Here is a 21686-nt window from a genome sequence, read left to right on the forward strand (position 1 = left end):
ACATGAGTGGAGTGGCTATGGGTGATCGGCACGATTATGTCGCCCTGGAATGGGTAAAAGGCGAGATTGCCGAAACGCTCAAGCAGGCGCGGCAAGCCCTCGAATCCTACGTCGAAAATCCCCAGGACCCGACGCGGATGGGCTTTTGCCTGGCCTATATCCACCAGGTGCGCGGCACGCTGCAGATGGTGGAGTTCTACGGCGCGGCCCTGCTCGCCGAGGAAATGGAGTACCTGACCCAGGCCCTGATCGACGGCAAGGCCTCCAGCCAGAGCGAAGCGCTGGAAGTGCTGATGCAGGCCATCCTGCAACTGCCGGCGTACCTCGAACGCATCCAGAGCGCCCGGCGCGACCTGCCGCTGGTGGTGCTGCCGCTGCTCAACGACCTGCGCACCGCCCGTGGCGAGAAGCTGCTGTCGGAAACCAGCCTGTTCGCCCCCGACCTGTCCCAGGAATCGCCGGTGCTGCCGGTGGACGCCCTGGCGCGCCTGCGTACCGCCGAACTGCCGGCACTGCTGCGCAAGCTGCGGCAGATGCTGCAGGTCGCCCTGGTCGGCGTCATCCGCAACCAGGACCTGCCGACCAACCTGGGCTATCTGGCGCGCGTCTTCGCCCGTCTCGAATCCCTGTGCAAGGATGCCCCGCTGGGGCGCCTTTGGGTGATCGCCTCGGCGATGATCGAAGGCCTGGCCAACGGCAGCATCGCCAACGGCACCTCGGTGCGTAACCTGCTGCGCCAGGTCGACCGCGAGTTCAAGCGCCTGGTCGACCAGGGCGCCGACGCCATGAACCAGCCGGCGCCCGACGAGCTGATCAAGAACCTGCTGTTCTACGTGGCCAAGGCCTCCGACCAGTCGCCACGCGTGCGCGCGGTGAAGGACGAGTACCGGCTGGACGACGCCCTGCCGGGCGCGGCCCTGGTGGACGAGGAACGCGCCCGCCTTGCCGGCCCCGACCGCGACGCCATGCGCTCGGTCGTCGGCGCGCTGTGCGAGGAGCTGGTGCGGGTCAAGGACAGCCTCGACCTCTTCGTGCGCAGCGACCGCAGCGGCGTCAACGAGCTGGGCAGCCTGCTGGCGCCGCTCAAGCAGATCGCCGACACCCTCGCCGTGCTGGGTTTCGGCCAGCCGCGCAAGGTCATCCTCGACCAGATCGAGGTGGTCAGCGGGCTCGCCCACGGCCAGCGCCAGCCCAACGACGCGACCCTGATGGATGTCGCCGGTGCGCTGCTGTATGTCGAAGCCACTTTGGCCGGCATGGTCGGTCCGAGCGAGGAGCCGGGCCGCGAAGAGAATGTGCTGCCGACCACCGACGTCGAGCAGATCCACCAGGTGGTGATCAAGGAAGCGCGCAACGGCCTGGAACTGGCCAAGGACGCGATCATCGAGTTCATCGCCTCGCAGTGGAACCACGAGCACCTGGCCCGCGTGCCGGAACTGCTGACGCAGGTTCGCGGCGGCCTGGCGATGATCTCCCAGGAACGTGCGGCGAAACTGCTGGAAAACTGCAATCGCTACATTCAGGAACAACTGCTGGTGCGCCAGGCCGTGCCGGACTGGCACAGCCTGGACACGCTCGCCGACGCCATCACCAGCGTTGAGTATTACCTCGAGCGCCTGTCGGAAGACCACAACACCCAGGGCGACCTGATCCTCGACGTGGCCGAGGAGAGCCTGGACAGCCTGGGCTACTCGCTCAAGCCGCGTCCGTCGATCCTCGACGCCGCGCCGGAAACCCGTGCGCCGGCGCCTCTGCCTGCACCTCTGGATAATCCGCTCGACGAAATCGACGTGCTGGCCGCCCAGCCGCTGGCCGAGCCGACCGAAGCGGCACCGGTGGACGAAGTCCCGGAACGGGGCGCGCCGGTGGAAATCGCCGACAGCTTCGGGCCGTCCGGCTTCGAGGTCGCCGCGCTCGAAGAGCCGTCGGTCGAGCAGCCTTCCCAACGGGCTCCTCTGGAAGAACTGGCTCCCGTCGAAGAGGCGCAACTGGTCGAAGAACCGCTCCTGGACCTGGCCGACTTCGAGCTTTCCGCCGAATCCGAGGCCCAGCCCGCCGGCGAAGCCGGAGCGAGCTTTACCTTCGAGCCGCTGGAGCTGGACTCCGGCCTGCCTGCCGCCGAGCCCACCGCCGAACTGGGGGCCTGGACCCTGGATGAGGTCGAGCCGCTGGCCGCCACTACCGAATCGAGTGCGCCGACTGCCACCCTGGAACCGGACAGCCTCAGCTGGGATATCGAACTGGAACCGGCTGCACCGATCACCGATACCACCCTGGCCGACGAGGGCTGGTCGCTGGACGACAGCCACAAGGCCGACAGCATCGAGTTCAGCCTCGAAACGCTGGAAGAAACCCCCGCGCAACCACTGGCCGATGGACTGAGCTGGAGCCTGGACGACGCTGCTCCGCTGGCCGAGGCACCGCGCTTCGAGGAGCCGGCTCAGGCGCAGCCCGCCGTTGCCGGGCAGTCCTGGGAAGCCCTGGACCTGACCGTCGCGCCGAGCGAAGCCCCGGCAACCGCGGAACTGCCCGAAGACTTCGCCAGCCTGCCGTCGCTGGAGGCCGCCCCGGCTTCGGTGGACGAGCTGAGCTGGGACATGGAATCGCTCACCCCGGCCGGCGAGACGCCTGCCGAGGAAGACTGGTTCAGCGTCGACCTGAGCCAGCCGGCCGCCGAATCGCCCGCGCCGTCCCTGGAGCTGGACGAAAACTTCGCCAGCCTGGAAGCCCTCGAACCCGCCCCGCTGGTGACGCTGGAGTCTCTGGACGACCTGACTTTCGACGCCCCGGCAGTGACCGTCGAGCAGCGCGAGCCGGAAGCCTCGCTGGTCAGCGACGACAACTGGACCCTGGGCGAACTGAGCGAACCGCACGCGCTGGATGCAGGCGTCGACTTCAGCCTCGACGCGCCGCTGCAGCTGGAGCCACTGGAGCCGCTGGAGCCGCTGGCCGAAGCCGAACCCCCCGCTTTCCAGGCCGAAGCCTGGAGCGACGAGAACATCGCCGACCTGGACCTGCCGGAAGTCGAGCTGCCCAGCCCGCCGGCCGAGCCCGAGCCGGTCGCCGAGGCACCGGCCAAGCCGCTGTCCCTGGCCGAAGTCATGGCTGCCCCGGTCCAGGCGATCAACCCGCCTGCCCAGGATGTGCCGCCCAGCCTGCTGCCACCGCCCGCCGACGAAGAACCGATCGACGACGAGCTGCGCGAAGTCTTCATCGAAGAAGCCGGCGAAGTGCTGGAAACCATCGGCGAGCACCTGCCGACCTGGCTGGCCAACACCGATGACCGCGATTCGCTGACCGAGATCCGCCGCGCCTTCCACACCCTCAAGGGCAGTGGCCGGATGGTTCGCGCGCTGGTAATCGGCGAGCTGGCCTGGTCCATCGAGAACCTGCTCAACCGCGTACTCGACCGCAGCATCGCCGCCTCGCCTGCCGTGTTGCAGGTGGTCCGGGACGTGGTCGGGCTGATGCCCGAGCTGGTCGACGAGTATGCTGCCAGCGCCCAGCGCCAGCGTGACGATGTCGACCGCCTGGCCGCCACCGCCCACGCGCTGGCCAAGGGGCAGCCGGTGCCTCCGCCCGATGGTGGTCTGCCTGAGTCGGCGCCGCCGGTCGAGGACATCACTCCCGAGCTGGCCGATGTCGAGGAAATCGCCGCGCAGGCCGCCAAGGAGGGTCTCGACGAGAGCCTCGATCCGCAGTTGCTGGAGATCTTCCGCAACGAGGCCGAAGCCCATCTGGAAACCCTGGTCGGCTTCCTCGCCGATTGCGCGCAGCAGCTGCCGCAGCCGGTGACCGACGACCTGCAGCGCGCCCTGCACACGCTCAAGGGCAGCGCGCACATGGCCGGCATCCTGCCGATCGCCGAGATCGCCACGCCGCTGGAGCGGCTGGTGAAGGAGTTCAAGACCAACCTGTTGCAGGTCGACCTGCGCGAGGCCGAGCTGCTGCACGCCGCCGAAGGCCTGTTCCGCATCGGTCTCGACCAGCTCGTCGAAGGCCGCCCACTGGCGCCCATCGAGGGCAGCGAGGAATTGCTGGCGCGCATCGCGCAGATCCACCAGGAGCGCCTGGAGGCCGCCGAGGCCAAGCGTCGTGGTGAAAGTGGCGAGGGCAGCGGCAATGATCCGCACCTGATCGGCATGTTCCTCGCCGAGGGCATGGACATCCTGCTCGACGCCGAGGACCTGCTGCGCCGCTGGCGCGAGCACCCGCAGGAGCGCCAGGAGCTGGGTGCCCTGTACGACGAGCTGGAAACCTTGAGCCGTGGCGCGCAGATGGCCGAGCTGCCGCAGATGGCAGAGCTCGCCGACGCCCTGCTGGCCGTCTACGGCGCCGTGCGCCAGGGGCGCCTGGAAACCGGCGATGCCTTCTTCTCCGCTGCCGAGACGGCCCACGAGGCGCTGATCGGCATGATGGACCAGGTGGCTGCCGCCCTGCAGGTCAGCGCCCGCCCCGAACAGGTTGAGGCGCTGCACCGCCTGCTGGACGCTCCGGTCGCCGCACCGGATGAACCTGGGGCCGATCTGCAGGACGCCTCGGACACCGAGTTCGTCGACCTGGAAAGCCTGACGGCCGACGACTTCCCGGCCGAAGACGAGGAGTTCCTGCTCGACAGCCGTCCGGTGGACGACGACAACCTGCCCGACGGCCTGAGCTGGTCGCCGCGCAATGACAACGATGGCGCCCCGCGCGGCGCCGCCGACGATGACGACGATGACGTCATCACCGCGGAGACGCCGCATGCCCACCCCGCCCCGCAGCAGCCGCGGGCGCTGGATGAGGAAATGGTGGCGATTTTCCTCGAAGAGGCGGTCGACATCCTGGACAACGCCGGCCAGGCGCTGGACCAGTGGCTGGGCTCGCCCGAAGGTCTTGCCGCACTTTCGACCCTGCAACGCGACCTGCACACCCTCAAGGGTGGCGCGCGCATGGCGGAAATCCGCGAGATCGGCGACCTGTCCCACGAACTCGAATCGCTCTACGAAGGCCTGCTGGACCATCGTTTCCAGCACAGCCCGCCGCTGGGCGACCTGCTGCGCACCTGTCACGACCGCCTGGCGACCCAGCTCGACCAGTTGCAGGCCGGCCAGGCGCTGACCGACCCGGCTGATCTGGTGCAGACCATCCGTACCTTCCGCCAGAATCCAGCTGCCGGCCTGAACCTGCCGCAGGCCCTGGCTGCGCAGCAGGAAGCCGTGGCTGAGCAGGAAGAAACCTTCGAGCTGCCGCCAGTCAGCGAAACCGAGATCGAGCTGGAGCTGCCCGCCGAGGCAACGCCGCGAGCTGCCGAAGCTTTCATCCCGGAAGCTCTCGAACCCGACAGCGTTGACCTGGAGAGCGTCGTTCCCGATGCCGCGGTCGAGCCGCAGCAGCAAGCCGCCTCGGATGACCTCGACCTGCAGGCCGTCCTCGACCAGGCCGAAGCTGAAATCGGCGAGTCGTCGCAGGCTCGGCCGGAGGTCATCGAGCCCGCTGCACCGGTCGCTGGCGCGGAAGTCGTGGGCGTGCAGGACAGCGAGTACGAGCTGGACGAAGACCGCGATCAGGAACTGGTGGAAATCTTCCTCGAGGAAGGTTTCGACATTCTGGAAAGCTCCTCCGGTGCCCTGCATCGCTGGATGGAAAACCCCGACAACAGCGTGGAGCTGGAAGCGCTGCAACGCGACCTGCACACCCTCAAGGGCGGCGCGCGGATGGCCGAGATCCGCCCCATCGGCGATTTTGCCCACGAACTGGAATTCCTCTACGAGGGCCTCAGCGGCGGGCGCCTGCGCGCCAGCCCGACACTCTTCGAGTTGCTGCAGCGCTGCCATGACCGTCTCGCCGAGATGCTCGAAGCGGTCCAGCAGCATCGCCGGATTCCGGGAGGTGAATCGCTGATTGACGCGATTCACCGATTTCGTGCCAACCCCGAAGAACAACTGAGCATCCCCAGCAGCGTCAGCCTGCACGCGATCAGCTCCACCCCTGCCGCGCCGGAAGGCCCGGAAGCCGACATCCTGGATATCTTCCTGGAAGAGGCGGACGACCTGCTTGAAAGCATGGAACAGGCCCTGGGCCGCTGGGACGCCGAGCGTGAGAACGGTGCGCTCGACGAGCTGCTGCGCATTCTCCATACCCTCAAGGGCGGTGCGCGCCTGGCTGGCCAGACCAGCCTGGGCGACCTGGCCCATGACCTCGAACAGCACCTGAGCGAAGCCCAGCAGCAGGGCGCGCCCTGGCCGGAAAGCCTGCTGATGGACGCGCAGTCCGGCTTCGAAGGCCTGCAGGCCGAAGTCGACCAGCTGCGCCTGCACCTGGGTGAAGTCGAGACTGCCGATAGCCTGCACGAAGACCTCGCCGAGGCGCCGATCGCCGAACAGCCGGCCCCGGTGAGCCTGCCGGCATTGCCCGAAGCCATCATGGCCGCGGCCGTGCCGCAACGCGTCGACGCGCCCGTGGTGCTGCCCTTCGTCCGTCGTGCCCAGGAAGCCGCCCAGGAAGCCGCTGCGCGCCGCGCGCCGCAGGAACTGGTGAAGGTGCCCGCGCAACTGCTCGAAGGCCTGGTCAACCTTGCCGGTGAGACCTCGATCTTCCGTGGCCGCGTCGAGCAGCAGGTGAGCGACGTCGGTTCGACCCTGGGCGAGATGGACGCCACCATCGAGCGGGTTCGCGATCAGCTGCGCCGCCTCGATACCGAGACCCAGGCGCAGATCCTCTCGCGCCACCAGGCCGACGCCGAGCGCGCCGGCTACGAGGACTTCGACCCGCTGGAAATGGACCGTTACTCCCAGCTGCAGCAGCTATCGCGTGCGCTGTTCGAGTCCGCGTCCGACCTGTTCGACCTCAAGGAAACCCTGGCCGCCAAGAACCGCGACGCCGAGACCCTGCTGCTGCAACAGGCGCGGGTCAACACCGAGCTGCAGGAAGGCCTGATGCGCACGCGCATGGTGCCTTTCGACCGCCTGGTGCCGCGCCTGCGCCGGATCGTTCGCCAGGTGGCGAGCGAGCTGGGCAAGCAGGTCGAGTTCGTGGTCAGCAACGCCGAAGGCGAGATGGACCGCACCGTGCTCGAACGCATCGTCGCGCCGCTGGAGCACATGCTGCGCAACGCGGTCGACCACGGCATCGAGTCCGGCGAGGCGCGCCGCATCGCCGGCAAGCCGGAGCAGGGCACCATCCGCCTGACCCTGGGCCGCGAGGGCGGCGACATCCTCCTGACCCTGGCCGACGATGGCGCCGGCATTCGCCTGGAAGCGGTGCGCCGCAAGGCCATCGAACGCGGCCTGATGACCGACGACAGCGAGCTGAACGATCACGAGGTGCTGCAGTTCATCCTCGAGGCCGGCTTCAGTACCGCCGAGAAGGTCACGCAGATTTCCGGCCGTGGCGTGGGCATGGACGTGGTGAACTCCGAGGTGAAACAGCTCGGCGGCTCCATGAGCATCCATTCCAGTGTTGGCGAAGGCACCCGCTTCGACATCCGCCTGCCGTTCACCGTGTCGGTGAACCGCGCGCTCATGGTGCTCTCCGGCGAAGACCTCTACGCCCTGCCGCTGAACACCATCGAAGGCATCGTGCGGGTCTCCCCGTATGAACTGGAAGCCCTCTACGAGCAGGCTGCCGCCGACGAGGCCGGCGCCGCGCCGAGCTTCGAATACGCCGGCCAGAGCTATGAACTGAAATACCTGGGCGACCTGCTCAACAACGGCCAGCATCCCAAGCTGGTCGGGCAGTCGCTGCCGTTGCCGGTGATCCTCGTGCGCTCGGCGGACCACGCCGTGGCGGTGCAGGTGGATGCTCTGGCAGGCTCGCGCGAGATCGTGGTGAAGAGCCTCGGTGCGCAGTTCGCCGGCGTCAGCGGCATTTCCGGCGCGACCATCCTCGGTGACGGCCGCGTGGTGGTGATTCTCGATTTGCTGGCGACCATCCGCGTGCTCCATGCGCAGCACGTCCAGCACGCGCCGCGCCGCCAGTTGGCCGGCCCGGCTGCCGCGGAAATCGAGCACCAGCGCCCGACCCTGGTCATGGTGGTGGACGACTCGGTCACCGTGCGCAAGGTCACCAGCCGCCTGCTCGAACGCAACGGCATGAACGTACTCACCGCCAAGGACGGGGTGGACGCCATCGCCCAGCTGCAGGAACACAAGCCCGATATCATGCTGCTGGACATCGAGATGCCGCGCATGGACGGCTTCGAGGTGGCCACCCTGGTGCGCCACGATGAACAGCTGAAGGACCTGCCGATCATCATGATTACCTCCCGTACCGGCGAGAAGCACCGCGACCGTGCCCTGGCCATCGGCGTCAACCAGTACCTGGGCAAGCCGTACCAGGAATCCGAGCTGCTGGAGAACATCCACAAGCTGGTGAAGACCCATGTCTGAACAGAGCACGCCGCGCATTGCGGTGATCGCCGACACCTCGCTGCAGCGCCACGTGCTGGCGCAGGCCCTGGCCGGCCATGGCTACCAGGTGGTGCTCAACGCCGACCCGGCGCGCCTTGAGAGCGAGCAACTGGACGCCTGCGAGACCGACCTGTGGCTGGTGGACCTGGCGCAGCAGGAGGATTCGCCGCTGGTCGACAACCTGCTGGAACAATCGCGGGTGCCCGTGCTGTTCGGCGAAGGCCATGCGCCGGAGCGGCATTCCGAACATTACCCGCGCTGGGAGCGGCGGCTGGTGTCCAAGCTGCGCAAGCTGGTGGGCGACCCCAGCGCCGGCGTCGGCCGCAGCCTGGCGGCGCTGCTCGACGAAGCCCAGCGCCCGACACGCGTGGCGCTGCCCGATGACCTTGCGGCATCCCCGCTCAAGGCCGGCGAACCGGCGGCGCAGGTCTGGCTGCTGGCCGCCTCGCTGGGTGGCCCGGCGGCGGTGAAGACTTTCCTCGATGCGCTGCCCGGCGGCCTGCCGGTGGGCTTCCTGTATGCCCAGCACATCGACGCTTCCTTCGAGGCCAATCTGCCGCAAGCGGTGGGCCGGCATAGCCAGTGGCACGTCAACACCGTGCGCGACGGCGACCCGGTGCGCTGCGGCGAAGTCGTGGTGGTGCCGATCGCCCGCGAACTGGGTTTCGACGGCTCGGCGCGCATGCGCGTGGAAGAACGCAGCTGGCCGGAGCCCTACAGCCCGTCCATCGACCAGATGATGCTCAACCTCGCCCAGCAGTACGGCGATCGCTGCGGCGTGATCGTGTTCAGCGGCATGTGCAGCGACGGCAGCGCCGCCGCGGCCTACGTGCGCCGCCAGGGCGCGCCGATCTGGACCCAGCGCGCCGACAGCTGCGCCTGCTCCAGCATGCCCGACAGCCTGCGCGAAGGCGGCTACAGCACCCTTTCCGGCGACCCGCGAGAACTCGCGGCGGCGCTGGTCAATCACCTCGCCGAGCAATGCATCGGCGTCGTCACGCAGTGAGATAAGGCCCGATGAGTGATCTCCCCGTCGCCAATGCCAGCGCCGCCAATGCCGCCGTGGCCAACGCCGCCCCCGGCAGCCTGACCGGCCTGCTGGTGCCGCTGGCCGACCGCAACCTGCTGCTGCCCAACGTGGCGGTGGCCGAGCTGATCACCTACCGTGCCCCGCACCCGGTGGACGGCCTGCCGTCCTGGTACCTGGGCCAGGTGGCCTGGCGCGACCTGCGCCTGCCGCTGCTGTCCTTCGAGGCGGCTTCCGACGGCCGGGCCGAAGTCAGCCCCGGCGCGCGGGTGATCGTGGTCAACGCCCTGGGCGGAAGGCCCAACGTGAAGTTCTTCGCCCTGCTGGTGCAGGGTATCCCACGCTCGCTGAAGGTCGGCGACGACCTCAAGCGCCTGGACGTGCCGCTGGCGCCCCTGGAGCTGGACGCGGTGGACCTGGGTGACGCCCACGCACGCATCCCCGACCTGGCCGCGCTGGAGCAGAAACTGGCCGACTCCGGCCTGATCTGAGCCAGCCATGAGCGCTGGCCTGCGCCTTGCCCAGCTGGGGGACCAGCCCGGCTTCGAGGTCGCCGGCGCCACCCTCGGCGGCCACCGTTTCGAACGCCACAGCCACGATGAATTCGTCATCAGCGCCAACCTGTGCGGCGAGGAAAGCGTCTGGCTGGACGGCCGAACCTTCGATGCCGGCCCCGGCGCGATCACCGCATACAACCCGGGGCAGATCCAGGGCGGCGGCGTTGCCGAAGGCCAGCCCTGGCAGTTCGTCAGCCTCTACGTCGCGCCCGAACAGTTGGCCCGGATGCTCGGCCTGCTGCGCCTGGAGTTCGAGCGCCCCACCCACTGCCTGCCCGCCCTGGCAGCTGCCATGGCCGACGCTGTCGAGCGCGTGCTGGGCGATGACGCCTTCGTTCGCCAGCGCGGCGAGGAGCGCCTGACCCTGCTGCTGGCCGAGATCGCCCGAGCCATGGGCGTGCGGCTGCCACAGGAACGTCTGGAGACCGGTGGCCGGATTTCCGATTTACAGGACTGGCTGGCCGCCGACCTCGCGCGGCAACCCAGCCTCGACGAGATGGCGGCCTACCTCGGCCTGTCGCGCTTTCACCTGCTGCGCAGCTTCCAGAAGCGGGTGGGCCTCAGCCCGCGACAGTGGGCCATGCAACTGCGCACCCGCCGCGCCCAGGCCATGCTGCGCGCGGGCCTGCCAGCCACGGAAGTGGCTCATGAGCTCGGCTTTGCCGACCAGAGCCACCTGAACCGGCACTTCCGCGCCGCCTATGGCGTATCGCCGGGCAGTTTCCAGCGCGCCCTGCGCTGAAGGGCGCAATCCGGTTCAAGTCGCCGGGGGAGCGGTCAGGCAGACTGCCTCCATCGCCATCCCGCTCGAGAGTCGATCCATGCTGACCCTGTTCTTCGCCGCGCTGCTGTTCGGCGCCGTCTTCTGCCTGTCCCCCGGCGCCGTGCTCGCCGAAACCTTGCGCCGAGGCCTCAAGGGCGGTTTCCGCCCGGCGTTGCTGGTGCAATTCGGCTCGCTGATCGGCGATGCCGTCTGGGCGCTGATCGGCCTGACCGGCCTGGCGCTGTTGTTCGGCCATGAAACCTTTCGCCTGCCGCTGACCCTGGCCAGCGCCGCCTACCTGGCCTGGCTGGGCGTGCAGAGCCTGCGCGATGCGCGTGAGGTCGGCGTGGTCGAGGAGGGCGAGCCCGGTAAGCACAACGCCGGGGCGTTTGCTTCCGGGGCGATGCTGTCGCTGTCGAACCCGAAGAACATCGTCTACTGGGGCGCGCTGGGCGGCGCCATGGCCGGGCTGGTGGACGGCGTGCCGTCGCTGGCGGATTCACTGGTGTTCTTCGCCGGCTTCATGACCGCCTCGGTGCTCTGCTGCTTCCTCTGCGCGGCACTGGTGGACTGGCTGCGGCGCAACGCCTCGCCGCGCTGGCACCGGGTCAGCCATGCGCTGTGCGGGTTGGTACTACTGGTGCTGGCGGGGTTGGCGCTGCGGGGAATCTGAATCGCCGAAGCGCTCAGAAATCCCCCCACAGCTGCTGCGCCACACTCAACGCCACCACCGGCGCGGTCTCGGTGCGCAACACGCGCGGGCCCAGTCGCGCGGCATGGAATCCGGCCGACTGGGCCTGCGCCACTTCCGCATCACTCAAACCGCCTTCCGGGCCGATCAGGAAGGCCAGGCTTGCCGGCTTGTCATGGCTGGTCAACGGCTCGGCCACCGGGTGCAGCACCAGCTTGAGTTGTGCCTCGCAGCTTTGCAGCCATTCGGCGAGGGTGATGGGGGCGTTGAGCAGCGGCAGTACCGAGCGGCCGCATTGTTCGCAGGCGCTGATCGCCACCTGGCGCCAGTGGGCCATGCGCTTGTCGGCGCGTTCGTCCTTCAGGCGTACTTCGCAGCGCTCGCTGACGATCGGGGTGATTTCGCTGGCGCCCAGTTCGGTGGCCTTCTGGATCGCCCAGTCCATGCGTTCGCCACGGGACAGGCCCTGGCCCAGGTGCACGCGCAGCGGTGATTCGGCCTGGCCGTCGAAGGCTTCGCGCAGGTCCACGCGGACGTTCTTCTTGCCCACCTCGATCAGTTCGCCCAGGAATTCGCGGCCCGAGCCGTCGAACAACTGCACCGCGTCACCGGCGCTGTGGCGCAGTACGCGGCCGATGTAGTGGGCCTGGGCTTCGGGCAGCTCGTGCTGGCCGAGGGAGAGCGGGGCGTCGATGAAGAAGCGGGAGAGGCGCATGGCGATGTCGAACTGATGGGGGAAAGCGGCAAGCTTAAAGCTTTCGGCCTGCCGCTTGTAGCCGATCAGCCCGGATCGCGATGCTCGGGGAAGCGTTCGCTGACCGCTACGCTCACGCTGTCGCGGGTGGCGATGTCGATACCTTCGCTGGCGACCTCGGCGAGGAAGTCGATCTGCTCGGGGGTGATGATGTACGGCGGCAGGAAGTACACCACGCTGCCCAGCGGGCGCAGCAGCGCACCGCGTTCCAGACCGTGCTGGAAGACCTTCAGGCCGCGGCGTTCCTGCCAGGGGTAGGCGGTTTTGCTGGCCTTGTCCTGAACCATCTCGATGGCGAGGATCATGCCGGTCTGGCGGATTTCCGAGACGTGCGGGTGGTCGGCCAGGTGCGCGGTGGCGCTGGCCATCTTCGCCGCCAGGGCCTTGTTGGCCTCGATCACGTTGTCCTGCTCGAAGATGTCCAGGGTCGCCAGGGCGGCGGCGCAGGCCAGCGGGTTGCCGGTGTAGGTGTGCGAATGGAGGAAGGCGCGCAGGGTGGCGTAGTCGTCATAGAAGGCCTGGTAGACCTTGTCGGTGGTGAGCACCGCGCTCATCGCCAGATAGCCGCCGGTCAGCGCCTTGGACAGCACCAGGAAGTCCGGGGTGATGCCGGCCTGTTCGCAGGCGAACATCGTGCCGGTGCGGCCGAAGCCGACGGCGATCTCGTCGTGGATCAGGTGCACGCCGTAGCGGTCGCAGGCCTCGCGCAGCAGCTTGAGGTAGACCGGGTGGTACATGCGCATGCCGCCGGCGCCTTGCACCAGCGGTTCGACGATCACCGCCGCGACCTCTTGATGGTGCTGCTCCAGCGCCTGTTCCATGGCGGCGAACATCGTCCGCGAATGTTCTTCCCAGCTCACGCCTTCGGGGCGCAGGTAGCAGTCCGGGGTCGGCACCTTGATGGTGGCCATCAGCAACGACTTGTAGGTCTCGGTGAACAGCGCCACGTCACCCACCGACATCGCGGCGACGGTCTCGCCGTGGTAGCTGTTGGTCAGGGTGATGAAGCGCTTCTTCTCCCGCTGGCCGAGGTTGTGCCAGTAGTGGTAGCTCATCTTCAGCGCCACTTCGATGCCGGCCGAGCCGCTGTCGGCGTAGAACACCCGGGAGAAACCCGCCGGCGCCAGGCGCAGCAGGCGTTCGGAGAGCTCGATCACCGGCTGGTGGCTGAAACCGGCGAGGATCACGTGCTCAAGCTGGTCCACCTGGTCCTTGATGCGCTGGTTGATACGCGGGTTGGCGTGGCCGAAGACGTTGACCCACCAGGAGCTGACTGCGTCCATGTAGCGCTTGCCTTCGAAGTCCTCCAGCCAGATGCCTTCGCCGCGGCGGATCGGGATCACCGGCAGGCGCTCGTGGTCTTTCATCTGGGTGCAGGGGTGCCACAGCACCTCGAGATCGCGCTGCATCCACTCGGCGTTCAGGCCCATGGCGGTACTCCTCTTCGTCACTGTCGGCTCGCTCTGGTCGGCAAGCCTATTCAATGCACCTGAGATGAACAAGGACACGTCCTACGACACATGCCGCAGGTAGCCGACCAACATGGCTATTCGGCTTTCAGGCGCTCACGTATGCTTCGCGCCTTTGCACCAATTCGGGGAATTCCGGCGATGAAAATGGGATGGCTGCGCGCTGCCGCGCTGCTTGCTCTGGGGGTGTTCAGCGCGGTGGCGCTGGGCAAGGACAAACAACCGACCGCCATCGTGGTCGGCGGCGGCCTCGCCGGTCTTTCCGCAGCCTACGAGCTGCAGCAGGCGGGCTGGCAGGTCACCGTGCTCGAAGCCAAGCCGCAGGTGGGCGGCCGTTCGGGCCTGGCCACCAGCGAGTGGATCGGCAACAACAAGGTCCAGCCGACCCTCAACGGCTACCTGAGCACCCTGAAGGTGAATTCGGTGCCGGCGCCGGATTTCGTCCGCACCCCGAGCTACCTGATCGACGGCGTCTACTACACCAGCGCCGACCTGAAGGCGAAAATGCCCGCCGTCGCCGCGGACCTGGAGCGCTTCGAGAAGTCGCTGAACGAGCTGTCCGCCTCCATCGACGACCCGCTCAACCCGCTGGCGAACAAGACCCTGTTCGCCCTGGACCAGCTCACCGCCGCGCGCTGGCTGGACAAGCTGAACCTGTCGCCGACCGCGCGCCTGCTGGTCAACCAGCGCATCCGCTCGCACTACGACGAGCCGTCGCGCCTGTCGCTGCTCTACCTCGCCCAGCAGGGCCGGGTGTACCGGGGCGTCGACGACCGTGACCTGCGCGCGGCGCGTCTGCCCGGTGGCAGCCAGGTGCTGGCCCAGGCCTTCGTCAAGCAGATCAAGACCATCAAGACCAACGCCAAGGTCACCTCGATCAGCCAGGACAAGGACGGCGTGACCGTCAAGGTCGGCCCCACCGGCTACACCGCCGATTACCTGGTACTGGCCGTACCGCTGCGCGCCCTGGGCAACATCACCCTGACTCCGGGCCTGAACGAGAAGCAGCTGGCAGCCCTCAAGGGTACCAACTACGGCTGGCGCGACCAGATCCTGATGAAGTTCAAGCGCCCGGTATGGGACGACAAGTCGCGCCTGTCCGGCGAGATCTACAGCGACCAGGGCCTGGGCATGATCTGGGTCGAGCCCGCGACCAAGGGCGGCGCCAACGTGCTGATCAACCTGTCCGGCGACAATGCCCGCGTGATGCAGGCCTTTGGTGACCGCCAGCTCTCCGAGCAGGTGCTGATCCGCATGAACAAGTACTACCCGAAGATGCGCGGCGCCTATGACGGCTATGAAATGCGTCGCTACAGCACCGATGTCGGCACCGGCGGTTCCTACCTGGCCTACGGTCCGGGGCAGATCAGCCGCTTCTGGCGCGTGTGGGAGACTCCGGTGTCCCGCGTGGCCTTCGCCGGCGAGCACACCGACGCGCTGTATCCGGGCACCATCGAGGGCGCCCTGCGCAGCGGCAAGCGCGCTGCCAGCCAGGTCCGCGACCTGCAGGCCGGCAAGACGCCGGTGCTCGAAGGCAAGGCGATGATCGCTGACAACAAGCCGGCTGCCAGCGACAAGCCGGCCGAGAAGGGCGAGAAGAAGGGCATCATGTCCTGGCTGCCGTTCTGATCGAACCCGTTCTATCCACAATGCCGGCGAAAGCCGGCATTGTCGTTTCTGGCTCTGGGACGGGCGTTTCGGAGCGGACTTATCTTGTCAGTCGATGTTTCAAAGCAGGATTTTCTGCTTTTATTCGATGGATTTGCCGCTAGGCTTGAATTCCCCGTTTTCAAGGATGTCGATCGATGCAATGGCGTAATTCCCCCGCTCGCTACGGACTGGTCAGCCTGTTCCTGCACTGGGGCAGTGCGCTGGTGGTGTTCGGCCTGTTCGGCCTGGGCCTGTGGATGCGCGAGCTGGACTACTACGACACCTGGTACCACCGCGCCCCGGAAATCCACAAAAGCATCGGCATTCTCCTGGCTATCGCGCTGATGGTGCGCGTGCTCTGGCGCTTCCTCAGCCCGGCGCCGCCGGCACCGGCCAACCACGGCCAGATGACCCGCCTGGCCTCCAAACTCGGCCACCTGGCGCTCTACGCGTTGCTGTTCGCCGTGATCATCGCCGGTTACCTGATTTCCACCGCCGAAGGCAAACCCATCAGCGTGTTCGGCTGGTTCGACGTGCCCGCCACCCTGAGCGGCCTCACCGACCAGGCCGACATTGCCGGCGCCATCCACCTGTACCTGGCCTGGACCCTGGTGGTGCTGGCCGTGCTGCATGCCCTGGCGGCGTTCAAACACCATTTCCTCGATCGAGACGCGACGCTCGTGCGCATGCTCGGTCGTGCCGCGAAATAACACCTCACCTCAAAGGGAGATTGCTTCAATGCTGAAGAAGACGTTCGCCGCTCTGGCGCTGGGTACCGCCCTGTTCTCCGCTGGCCAGGCCATGGCCGCCGACTACAAGATCGACAAGGAAGGCCAGCACGCCTTCATCGAGTTCCGCATCAAGCACCTGGGTTACAGCTGGCTGTACGGCCGCTTCGACGATTTCGACGGTGCCTTCACCTTCGACGAGAAGAACCCGTCCGCCGACAAGGTCAAGGTGACCATCAACACCAACAGCGTGAACTCCAACCACGCCGAGCGTGACAAGCACCTGCGCAGCCCGGACTTCCTGAACGTCTCGAAGAATCCGACCGCGACCTTCGAGTCGACCGCCGTGAAGGCCGACGGCAAGAATGCCGAGATCACCGGCAACCTGACCCTGAACGGCGTGACCAAGCCGGTCACCATCAAGGCCGAACTGATCGGCCAGGGCGATGACCCGTGGGGCGGCTACCGTGCCGGCTTCCTCGGCACCACCACCCTCAAGCTGAAGGACTTCAACATCCAGCGCGACCTCGGCCCGGCTTCCCAGGAAGTCGAGCTGACCCTGTCGGTAGAAGGGGTGCGTCAGTAAGACGCAGCGAAGCGAAAACGCCGGCGAATGCCGGCGTTTTCGTTTGTGCGGTCAGTCCGCGCGGCCTTGCAGGCACTGCCGCAGGAGCTGGGTGAGGGTGCGTTGCTCCTCGTCGTTCAGCGGCGCGAACAGACTGTCATGGGTCCGTGCGAGGATGGCCTGGGTGCGCTCGTCGATGCGGCACCCGGCCTCGGTGAGGAACAGCTGGAAGCTGCGCTGATCGATCGGGTTGCGTTCACGGCGAACCAGGCCGAGGGTTTCCATCTCGCGGATCTTGCGGGTCACCAGCGCCTTGTCGCGGCACATCTTGCGACCCAGGCTCTGCAGGCTCTGGCCGGCATCGGCGCCGATCAGCTCGAGGAGGCGGATGTCCGGCGGAGTGAGGTCGATTCCCTCCGCGCACAGTTGGTCCTGAAGGCGCTCGCGCAAATGGTCGAGAACCTTCATCAAGGTCTGTGGCAGGTCGGGATTCACGCTGTGGGTCATCGGCTCGGTCACGGTAAACCTTGTGTAAATCAGGTTGATCGGCTCAACCATTTTTTCGTATTTTAGTTGATGTTATCAACTTTGTTCGCCGCTGCGACTGCCTTGTGGGAAACCTACTGTGATAACGGCCATTGGCTAAAACGTTTCAGTAGTTTTCCCTCAGGGCTTTCGGACGTTTACAAACACAGCTGAATGTAAGTATTTTTGCCAGCTTTTCCGGACCGGCAAGCCCACAGCCAAACCGGATGCTTTGCTCACGAGGACAACGATATGCAACGAAAGCCAGCCATGCGCGCCCTGGTTCCGGCCCTGCTCGTCGCCATGGCCACTCTTGCCGGCTGCGACAAGACCGAGGCCCCGCAGCAGAAGCAGATCCCCGAGGTCGGTGTGGTGACCCTGCAACCGCAGGAAGTGACCCTGAGCACCGAGCTGCCGGGTCGCACCACCGCGTATCGCATCGCCGAGGTTCGCCCGCAGGTGAACGGCATCATCCTCAAGCGCCTGTTCAAGGAAGGCAGCGACGTCAAGGAAGGCCAGCAGCTGTACCAGATCGACCCGGCCACCTATGAAGCGACGCTGCAGAGCGCCCAGGCCAACCTGGTCTCCACCCAGCAGCAGGCGGAGCGCTACAAGGAACTGGTCAAGGACGAGGCGGTGAGCAAGCAGCAATACGCCGACGCCCAGGCGGCCTACCTGCAGGCCAAGGCCACGGTGGACAACGCCAGGATCAACGTGCGCTACACCAAGGTCTATTCGCCCATCTCCGGCCGCATCGGCCGCTCCAGCGTGACCGAGGGCGCCCTGGTGCAGAACGGCCAGAGCACCGCGCTGGCCACCGTGCAGCAGCTGGACCCGATCTATGTCGACGTCACCCAGTCCTCCACGTCGCTGATCCGCCTGCGCCGCGAGCTGGCCGCCGGGCAGCTGGAGAAGGCCGGCGACAACGCTGCCAAGGTCAAGCTGTACCTGGAAGACGGCTCCGAATACCCGGTCGAGGGCAAGCTGGAGTTCTCCGAGGTCTCGGTTGACCAGGGCACCGGCTCGGTGACCGTGCGCGCCATCTTCCCCAACCCGAACAAGGAATTGCTGCCGGGCATGTTCGTCCATGCGCAGCTGCAGGAAGGCATCAAGAAGCAGGCCATCCTGGCGCCGCAACAGGGCGTGACCCGTGACTTCCGTGGCATGGCGACCGCGCTGGTGCTCAACGCCGAGGACAAGGTCGAGCTGCGCACCATCAAGGCCGACCGTACCGTCGGCGCCTACTGGCTGGTCAGCGATGGCCTGAAGCCGGGCGACCGCCTGATCACCGAAGGCCTGCAGTACGTCCAGCCGGGCGCCCAGGCCAGGGCCGTACCCGCGAAGAACGTGGCGCCCACCGCTGGTGCCGCCGACAAGCCCGCCGCCGCCGAGCCGGCCAAGCAGGGTTAATCAAGGGGATTCGTCATGTCGAAGTTTTTCATTGACCGGCCCATTTTTGCCTGGGTGATCGCCCTGGTGATCATGCTGGCGGGCGGTCTGTCGATCCTCAAGTTGCCGGTGAACCAGTACCCGGCCATTGCACCGCCGGCCATCGCCATCCAGGTGAGCTACCCGGGTGCCTCCGCCGAGACGGTGCAGGACACCGTGGTGCAGGTCATCGAGCAGCAGATGAACGGTCTGGACCATCTGCGCTACATCTCCTCGGAGTCCAACTCCGACGGCAGCATGACCATCACCGTGACCTTCGACCAGGGCACCAGCCCTGACATCGCCCAGGTACAGGTGCAGAACAAGCTGCAGCTGGCCACGCCGCTCCTGCCGCAGGAAGTGCAACAGCAGGGCATCCGCGTGACCAAGGCGGTGAAGAACTTCCTGATGGTGGTCGGCGTCGTCTCCACCGACGGCAGCATGACCAAGGAAGACCTGTCGAACTACATCGTCTCCAACATCCAGGACCCGCTGTCGCGGACCGCCGGTGTGGGTGACTTCCAGGTGTTCGGTTCGCAGTACGCCATGCGCATCTGGCTCGACCCGGCCAAGCTCAACAGCTTCCAGATGACTCCGGGCGACGTGAAGACGGCGATCCAGGCGCAGAACGTGCAGATCTCCTCCGGCCAGCTGGGCGGCCTGCCCGCGGTCAAGGGCCAGCAGCTCAACGCCACCATCATCGGCAAGACCCGCCTGCAGAGCGCCGAGCAGTTCAAGAACATCCTGCTCAGGGTCAACGCCGACGGTTCCCAGGTTCGCCTCAAAGACGTCGCCGACGTCGCCCTGGGTGGCCAGGACTACAGCATCAACGCCCAGTTCAACGGCAAACCGGCCTCGGGTATCGCGATCAAGCTGGCTACCGGCGCCAACGCGCTGGACACCGCCAAGTCGATCCGCGCAACCCTGAGCACCCTGGAGCCGTTCTTCCCGCAGGGCATGAAGATCGTCTACCCGTACGACACCACCCCGGTGGTCTCCGCCTCCATCCATGAGGTGGTGAAGACCCTGGGCGAGGCGATCCTGCTGGTGTTCCTGGTGATGTACCTGTTCCTGCAGAACTTCCGCGCCACGCTGATCCCGACGATCGCCGTGCCGGTGGTCCTGCTGGGCACCTTCGGCGTACTCGCCGCCTTCGGCTTCTCGATCAACACCCTGACCATGTTCGGCATGGTGCTGGCGATCGGCCTGTTGGTGGACGACGCCATCGTGGTGGTGGAGAACGTCGAGCGGGTGATGGCCGAGGATGGCTTGTCACCCCGCGAGGCGGCGCGCAAGTCGATGGACCAAATCCAGGGCGCGCTGGTGGGTATTGCCCTGGTGCTCTCGGCGGTGTTCCTGCCGATGGCGTTCTTCGGCGGCTCGACCGGGGTGATCTACCGCCAGTTCTCCATCACCATCGTCTCGGCCATGGCCCTGTCGGTGCTGGTGGCCCTGGTGCTGACCCCGGCGCTCTGCGCCACCATGCTCAAGCCCATCGAGAAGGGCGACCATGGCGAGCACAAGCGCGGCTTCTTCGGCTGGTTCAACCGCAAGTTCCTCGCCACCACCCATGGCTACGAGCGCGGCGTCACCTCCATCCTCAAGCACCGCACGCCGTACCTGCTGATGTATGTGATCATCCTGGCCGGCATGGTCTACCTGTTCACCCGCATCCCCACAGCGTTCCTCCCCGACGAGGACCAGGGCGTGCTGTTCGCCCAGGTGCAGACCCCGGCCGGTTCCTCCGCCGAGCGCACCCAGGTGGTGGTGGACTCCATGCGCGAGTACCTGCTGGAGAAGGAAAGCAGCTCGGTGGCCTCGGTGTTCACCGTGACCGGCTTCAACTTCGCCGGCCGCGGCCAGAGTTCGGGCATGGCGTTCATCATGCTCAAGCCCTGGGAAGAGCGTCCGGGCGCGGAGAACAGCGTGTTCGCCCTGGCCCAGCGTGCGCAGCAGCACTTCTTCAGCTTCAAGGATGCGATGGTGTTCGCCTTCGCCCCGCCGGCGGTACTCGAACTGGGTAACGCCGTGGGCTTCGACATCTTCCTCCAGGACCAGGCGGGCGTCGGCCACGAAGTGCTGATGCAGGCGCGCAACCAGTTCCTCGGCCTCGCCGCGCAGAACCCGATGCTGCAACGCGTGCGTCCCAACGGCCTGAACGACGAACCGCAGTACAAACTGCTGATCGACGACGAGAAGGCCAGTGCCCTGGGCATCTCGCTGGCGGATATCAACAGCACCCTGTCCATCGCCTGGGGCTCGAACTACGTCAACGACTTCATCGACCGTGGTCGGGTGAAGAAGGTCTACCTGCAAGGCCGCCCGAACGCACGGATGAGCCCGGAAGACCTGGACAAGTGGTACGTGCGCAACAGCGCCGGCGAGATGGTGCCATTCAGTGCCTTCGCCACCGGCGAGTGGAGCTATGGCTCGCCGAAGCTGGCGCGCTACAACGGCGTACCGGCCATGGAAGTCCTCGGTGAACCGGCCCCGGGCCGTTCTACCGGTGAGGCAATGGCGGCAGTGGAAGACATCGTCAAGCAGTTGCCCAAGGGTGTCGGCTATGCCTGGACCGGCCTTTCCTACGAGGAACGCCTGTCCGGTTCGCAGGCCCCCGCGCTCTACGCCCTGTCGCTGATCGTGGTGTTCCTCTGCCTGGCGGCGCTGTACGAGAGCTGGTCGATCCCGTTCTCGGTGATGCTGGTGGTGCCGCTGGGCGTCATTGGTGCGCTGCTGGCGACGTCCATGCGCGGGTTGTCCAACGACGTGTTCTTCCAGGTGGGCCTGTTGACGACCATCGGCCTGTCGGCGAAGAACGCGATCCTCATCGTCGAGTTCGCCAAGGAACTGCACGAGCAGGGCAAGGGCATAGTCGAAGCGGCCATCGAGGCGTGCCGGATGCGTCTGCGCCCGATCGTCATGACCTCCCTGGCCTTCGTCCTCGGTGTGCTGCCGCTGGCGATCTCCACCGGCGCGGGCTCGGGCAGCCAGCATGCGATCGGTACCGGCGTGATCGGCGGCATGGTCACTGCGACCATCCTCGCGATCTTCTGGGTGCCGTTGTTCTATGTGGTGGTCAGTACGCTGTTCAAGGACCCGGCGTCCAAGGAACAGCAAGCCGCCGAGAAGGGGCATTGAT

The 21686-nt window shown here is 66.7% G+C and carries 13 protein-coding genes; 10 read left to right on the plus strand and 3 right to left on the minus strand.

Annotated features, from left to right (window positions below):
* The first annotated feature begins 17 nt into the window (after positions 1–17).
* The 5 genes from MJ122_RS16060 (at position 18) to MJ122_RS16080 (ending at position 11410) form a co-directional block, all read left to right on the plus strand.
* On the plus strand, positions 18–8369 hold the full coding sequence (locus MJ122_RS16060; protein ID WP_239744789.1) for an Hpt domain-containing protein: 8352 nt from the start codon (positions 18–20) through the stop codon (positions 8367–8369).
* Positions 8362–9396, plus strand: coding sequence for a chemotaxis protein CheB (locus tag MJ122_RS16065; RefSeq protein WP_239744790.1), 1035 nt, complete (start codon positions 8362–8364; stop codon positions 9394–9396). The genes MJ122_RS16060 and MJ122_RS16065 overlap by 8 nt, the downstream gene beginning before the upstream one ends.
* An 11-nt stretch (positions 9397–9407) precedes the next feature.
* A complete protein-coding gene (locus MJ122_RS16070; RefSeq protein ID WP_239744791.1) occupies positions 9408–9908 on the plus strand; it encodes a chemotaxis protein CheW in 501 nt (166 codons plus the stop codon).
* Positions 9909–9915: 7 nt separating this feature from the next.
* Positions 9916–10716 (plus strand): AraC family transcriptional regulator, encoded by an 801-nt coding sequence (locus MJ122_RS16075; RefSeq protein ID WP_239744792.1) that lies wholly within the window; start codon positions 9916–9918, stop codon positions 10714–10716.
* 79 nt (positions 10717–10795) lie between these two features.
* Positions 10796–11410: a LysE family translocator gene (locus MJ122_RS16080; protein ID WP_239744793.1), complete on the plus strand. Its 615-nt coding sequence runs from the start codon at positions 10796–10798 to the stop codon at positions 11408–11410.
* Positions 11411–11423: 13 nt separating this feature from the next.
* Here the strand turns inward: MJ122_RS16080 and MJ122_RS16085 are convergent, their stop codons facing one another.
* Both MJ122_RS16085 and MJ122_RS16090 read right to left on the minus strand, forming a co-directional pair.
* Positions 11424–12143 (minus strand): 16S rRNA (uracil(1498)-N(3))-methyltransferase, encoded by a 720-nt coding sequence (locus MJ122_RS16085; RefSeq protein WP_239744794.1) that lies wholly within the window; start codon positions 12141–12143, stop codon positions 11424–11426.
* Positions 12144–12208: 65 nt separating this feature from the next.
* Positions 12209–13612: an adenosylmethionine--8-amino-7-oxononanoate transaminase gene (locus MJ122_RS16090; RefSeq protein ID WP_239744795.1), complete on the minus strand. Its 1404-nt coding sequence runs from the start codon at positions 13610–13612 to the stop codon at positions 12209–12211.
* A gap of 180 nt (positions 13613–13792) precedes the next feature.
* Here MJ122_RS16090 and MJ122_RS16095 point away from each other — a divergent pair, with 180 nt between their 5' ends.
* The 3 genes from MJ122_RS16095 to MJ122_RS16105 all read left to right on the plus strand — a co-directional run bounded on the left by MJ122_RS16095 (position 13793) and on the right by MJ122_RS16105 (position 16615).
* Positions 13793–15280 carry a flavin monoamine oxidase family protein gene (locus tag MJ122_RS16095; protein WP_088415969.1) on the plus strand — a complete coding sequence of 496 codons (1488 nt, stop codon included), beginning with the start codon at positions 13793–13795 and terminating at the stop codon, positions 15278–15280.
* Positions 15281–15456: 176 nt separating this feature from the next.
* The gene (locus MJ122_RS16100) at positions 15457–16011 is read left to right on the plus strand and encodes a cytochrome b (RefSeq protein WP_088415970.1); all 555 of its coding nucleotides are present in this window, start codon (positions 15457–15459) and stop codon (positions 16009–16011) included.
* A gap of 28 nt (positions 16012–16039) precedes the next feature.
* Positions 16040–16615 carry a YceI family protein gene (locus tag MJ122_RS16105; protein ID WP_017520144.1) on the plus strand — a complete coding sequence of 192 codons (576 nt, stop codon included), beginning with the start codon at positions 16040–16042 and terminating at the stop codon, positions 16613–16615.
* A 51-nt stretch (positions 16616–16666) separates the two neighbouring features.
* Here the strand turns inward: MJ122_RS16105 and MJ122_RS16110 are convergent, their stop codons facing one another.
* Positions 16667–17101 (minus strand): MarR family transcriptional regulator, encoded by a 435-nt coding sequence (locus MJ122_RS16110; RefSeq protein WP_141099311.1) that lies wholly within the window; start codon positions 17099–17101, stop codon positions 16667–16669.
* Positions 17102–17371: 270 nt separating this feature from the next.
* Between MJ122_RS16110 and mexA the strand changes: the two genes are divergently transcribed.
* Together mexA and MJ122_RS16120 are read left to right on the plus strand one after the other, a co-directional pair.
* A complete protein-coding gene (gene mexA / locus MJ122_RS16115) occupies positions 17372–18529 on the plus strand; it encodes a multidrug efflux RND transporter periplasmic adaptor subunit MexA (protein WP_239744796.1) in 1158 nt (385 codons plus the stop codon).
* Between the two features lie 15 nt (positions 18530–18544).
* The gene (locus MJ122_RS16120; RefSeq protein ID WP_088415972.1) at positions 18545–21685 is read left to right on the plus strand and encodes an efflux RND transporter permease subunit; all 3141 of its coding nucleotides are present in this window, start codon (positions 18545–18547) and stop codon (positions 21683–21685) included.
* The last annotated feature ends 1 nt before the right edge of the window (position 21686 follow it).

This window comes from Pseudomonas sp. DP-17, assembly GCF_022380625.1.
GTDB lineage: Bacteria > Pseudomonadota > Gammaproteobacteria > Pseudomonadales > Pseudomonadaceae > Pseudomonas > Pseudomonas nitroreducens_A.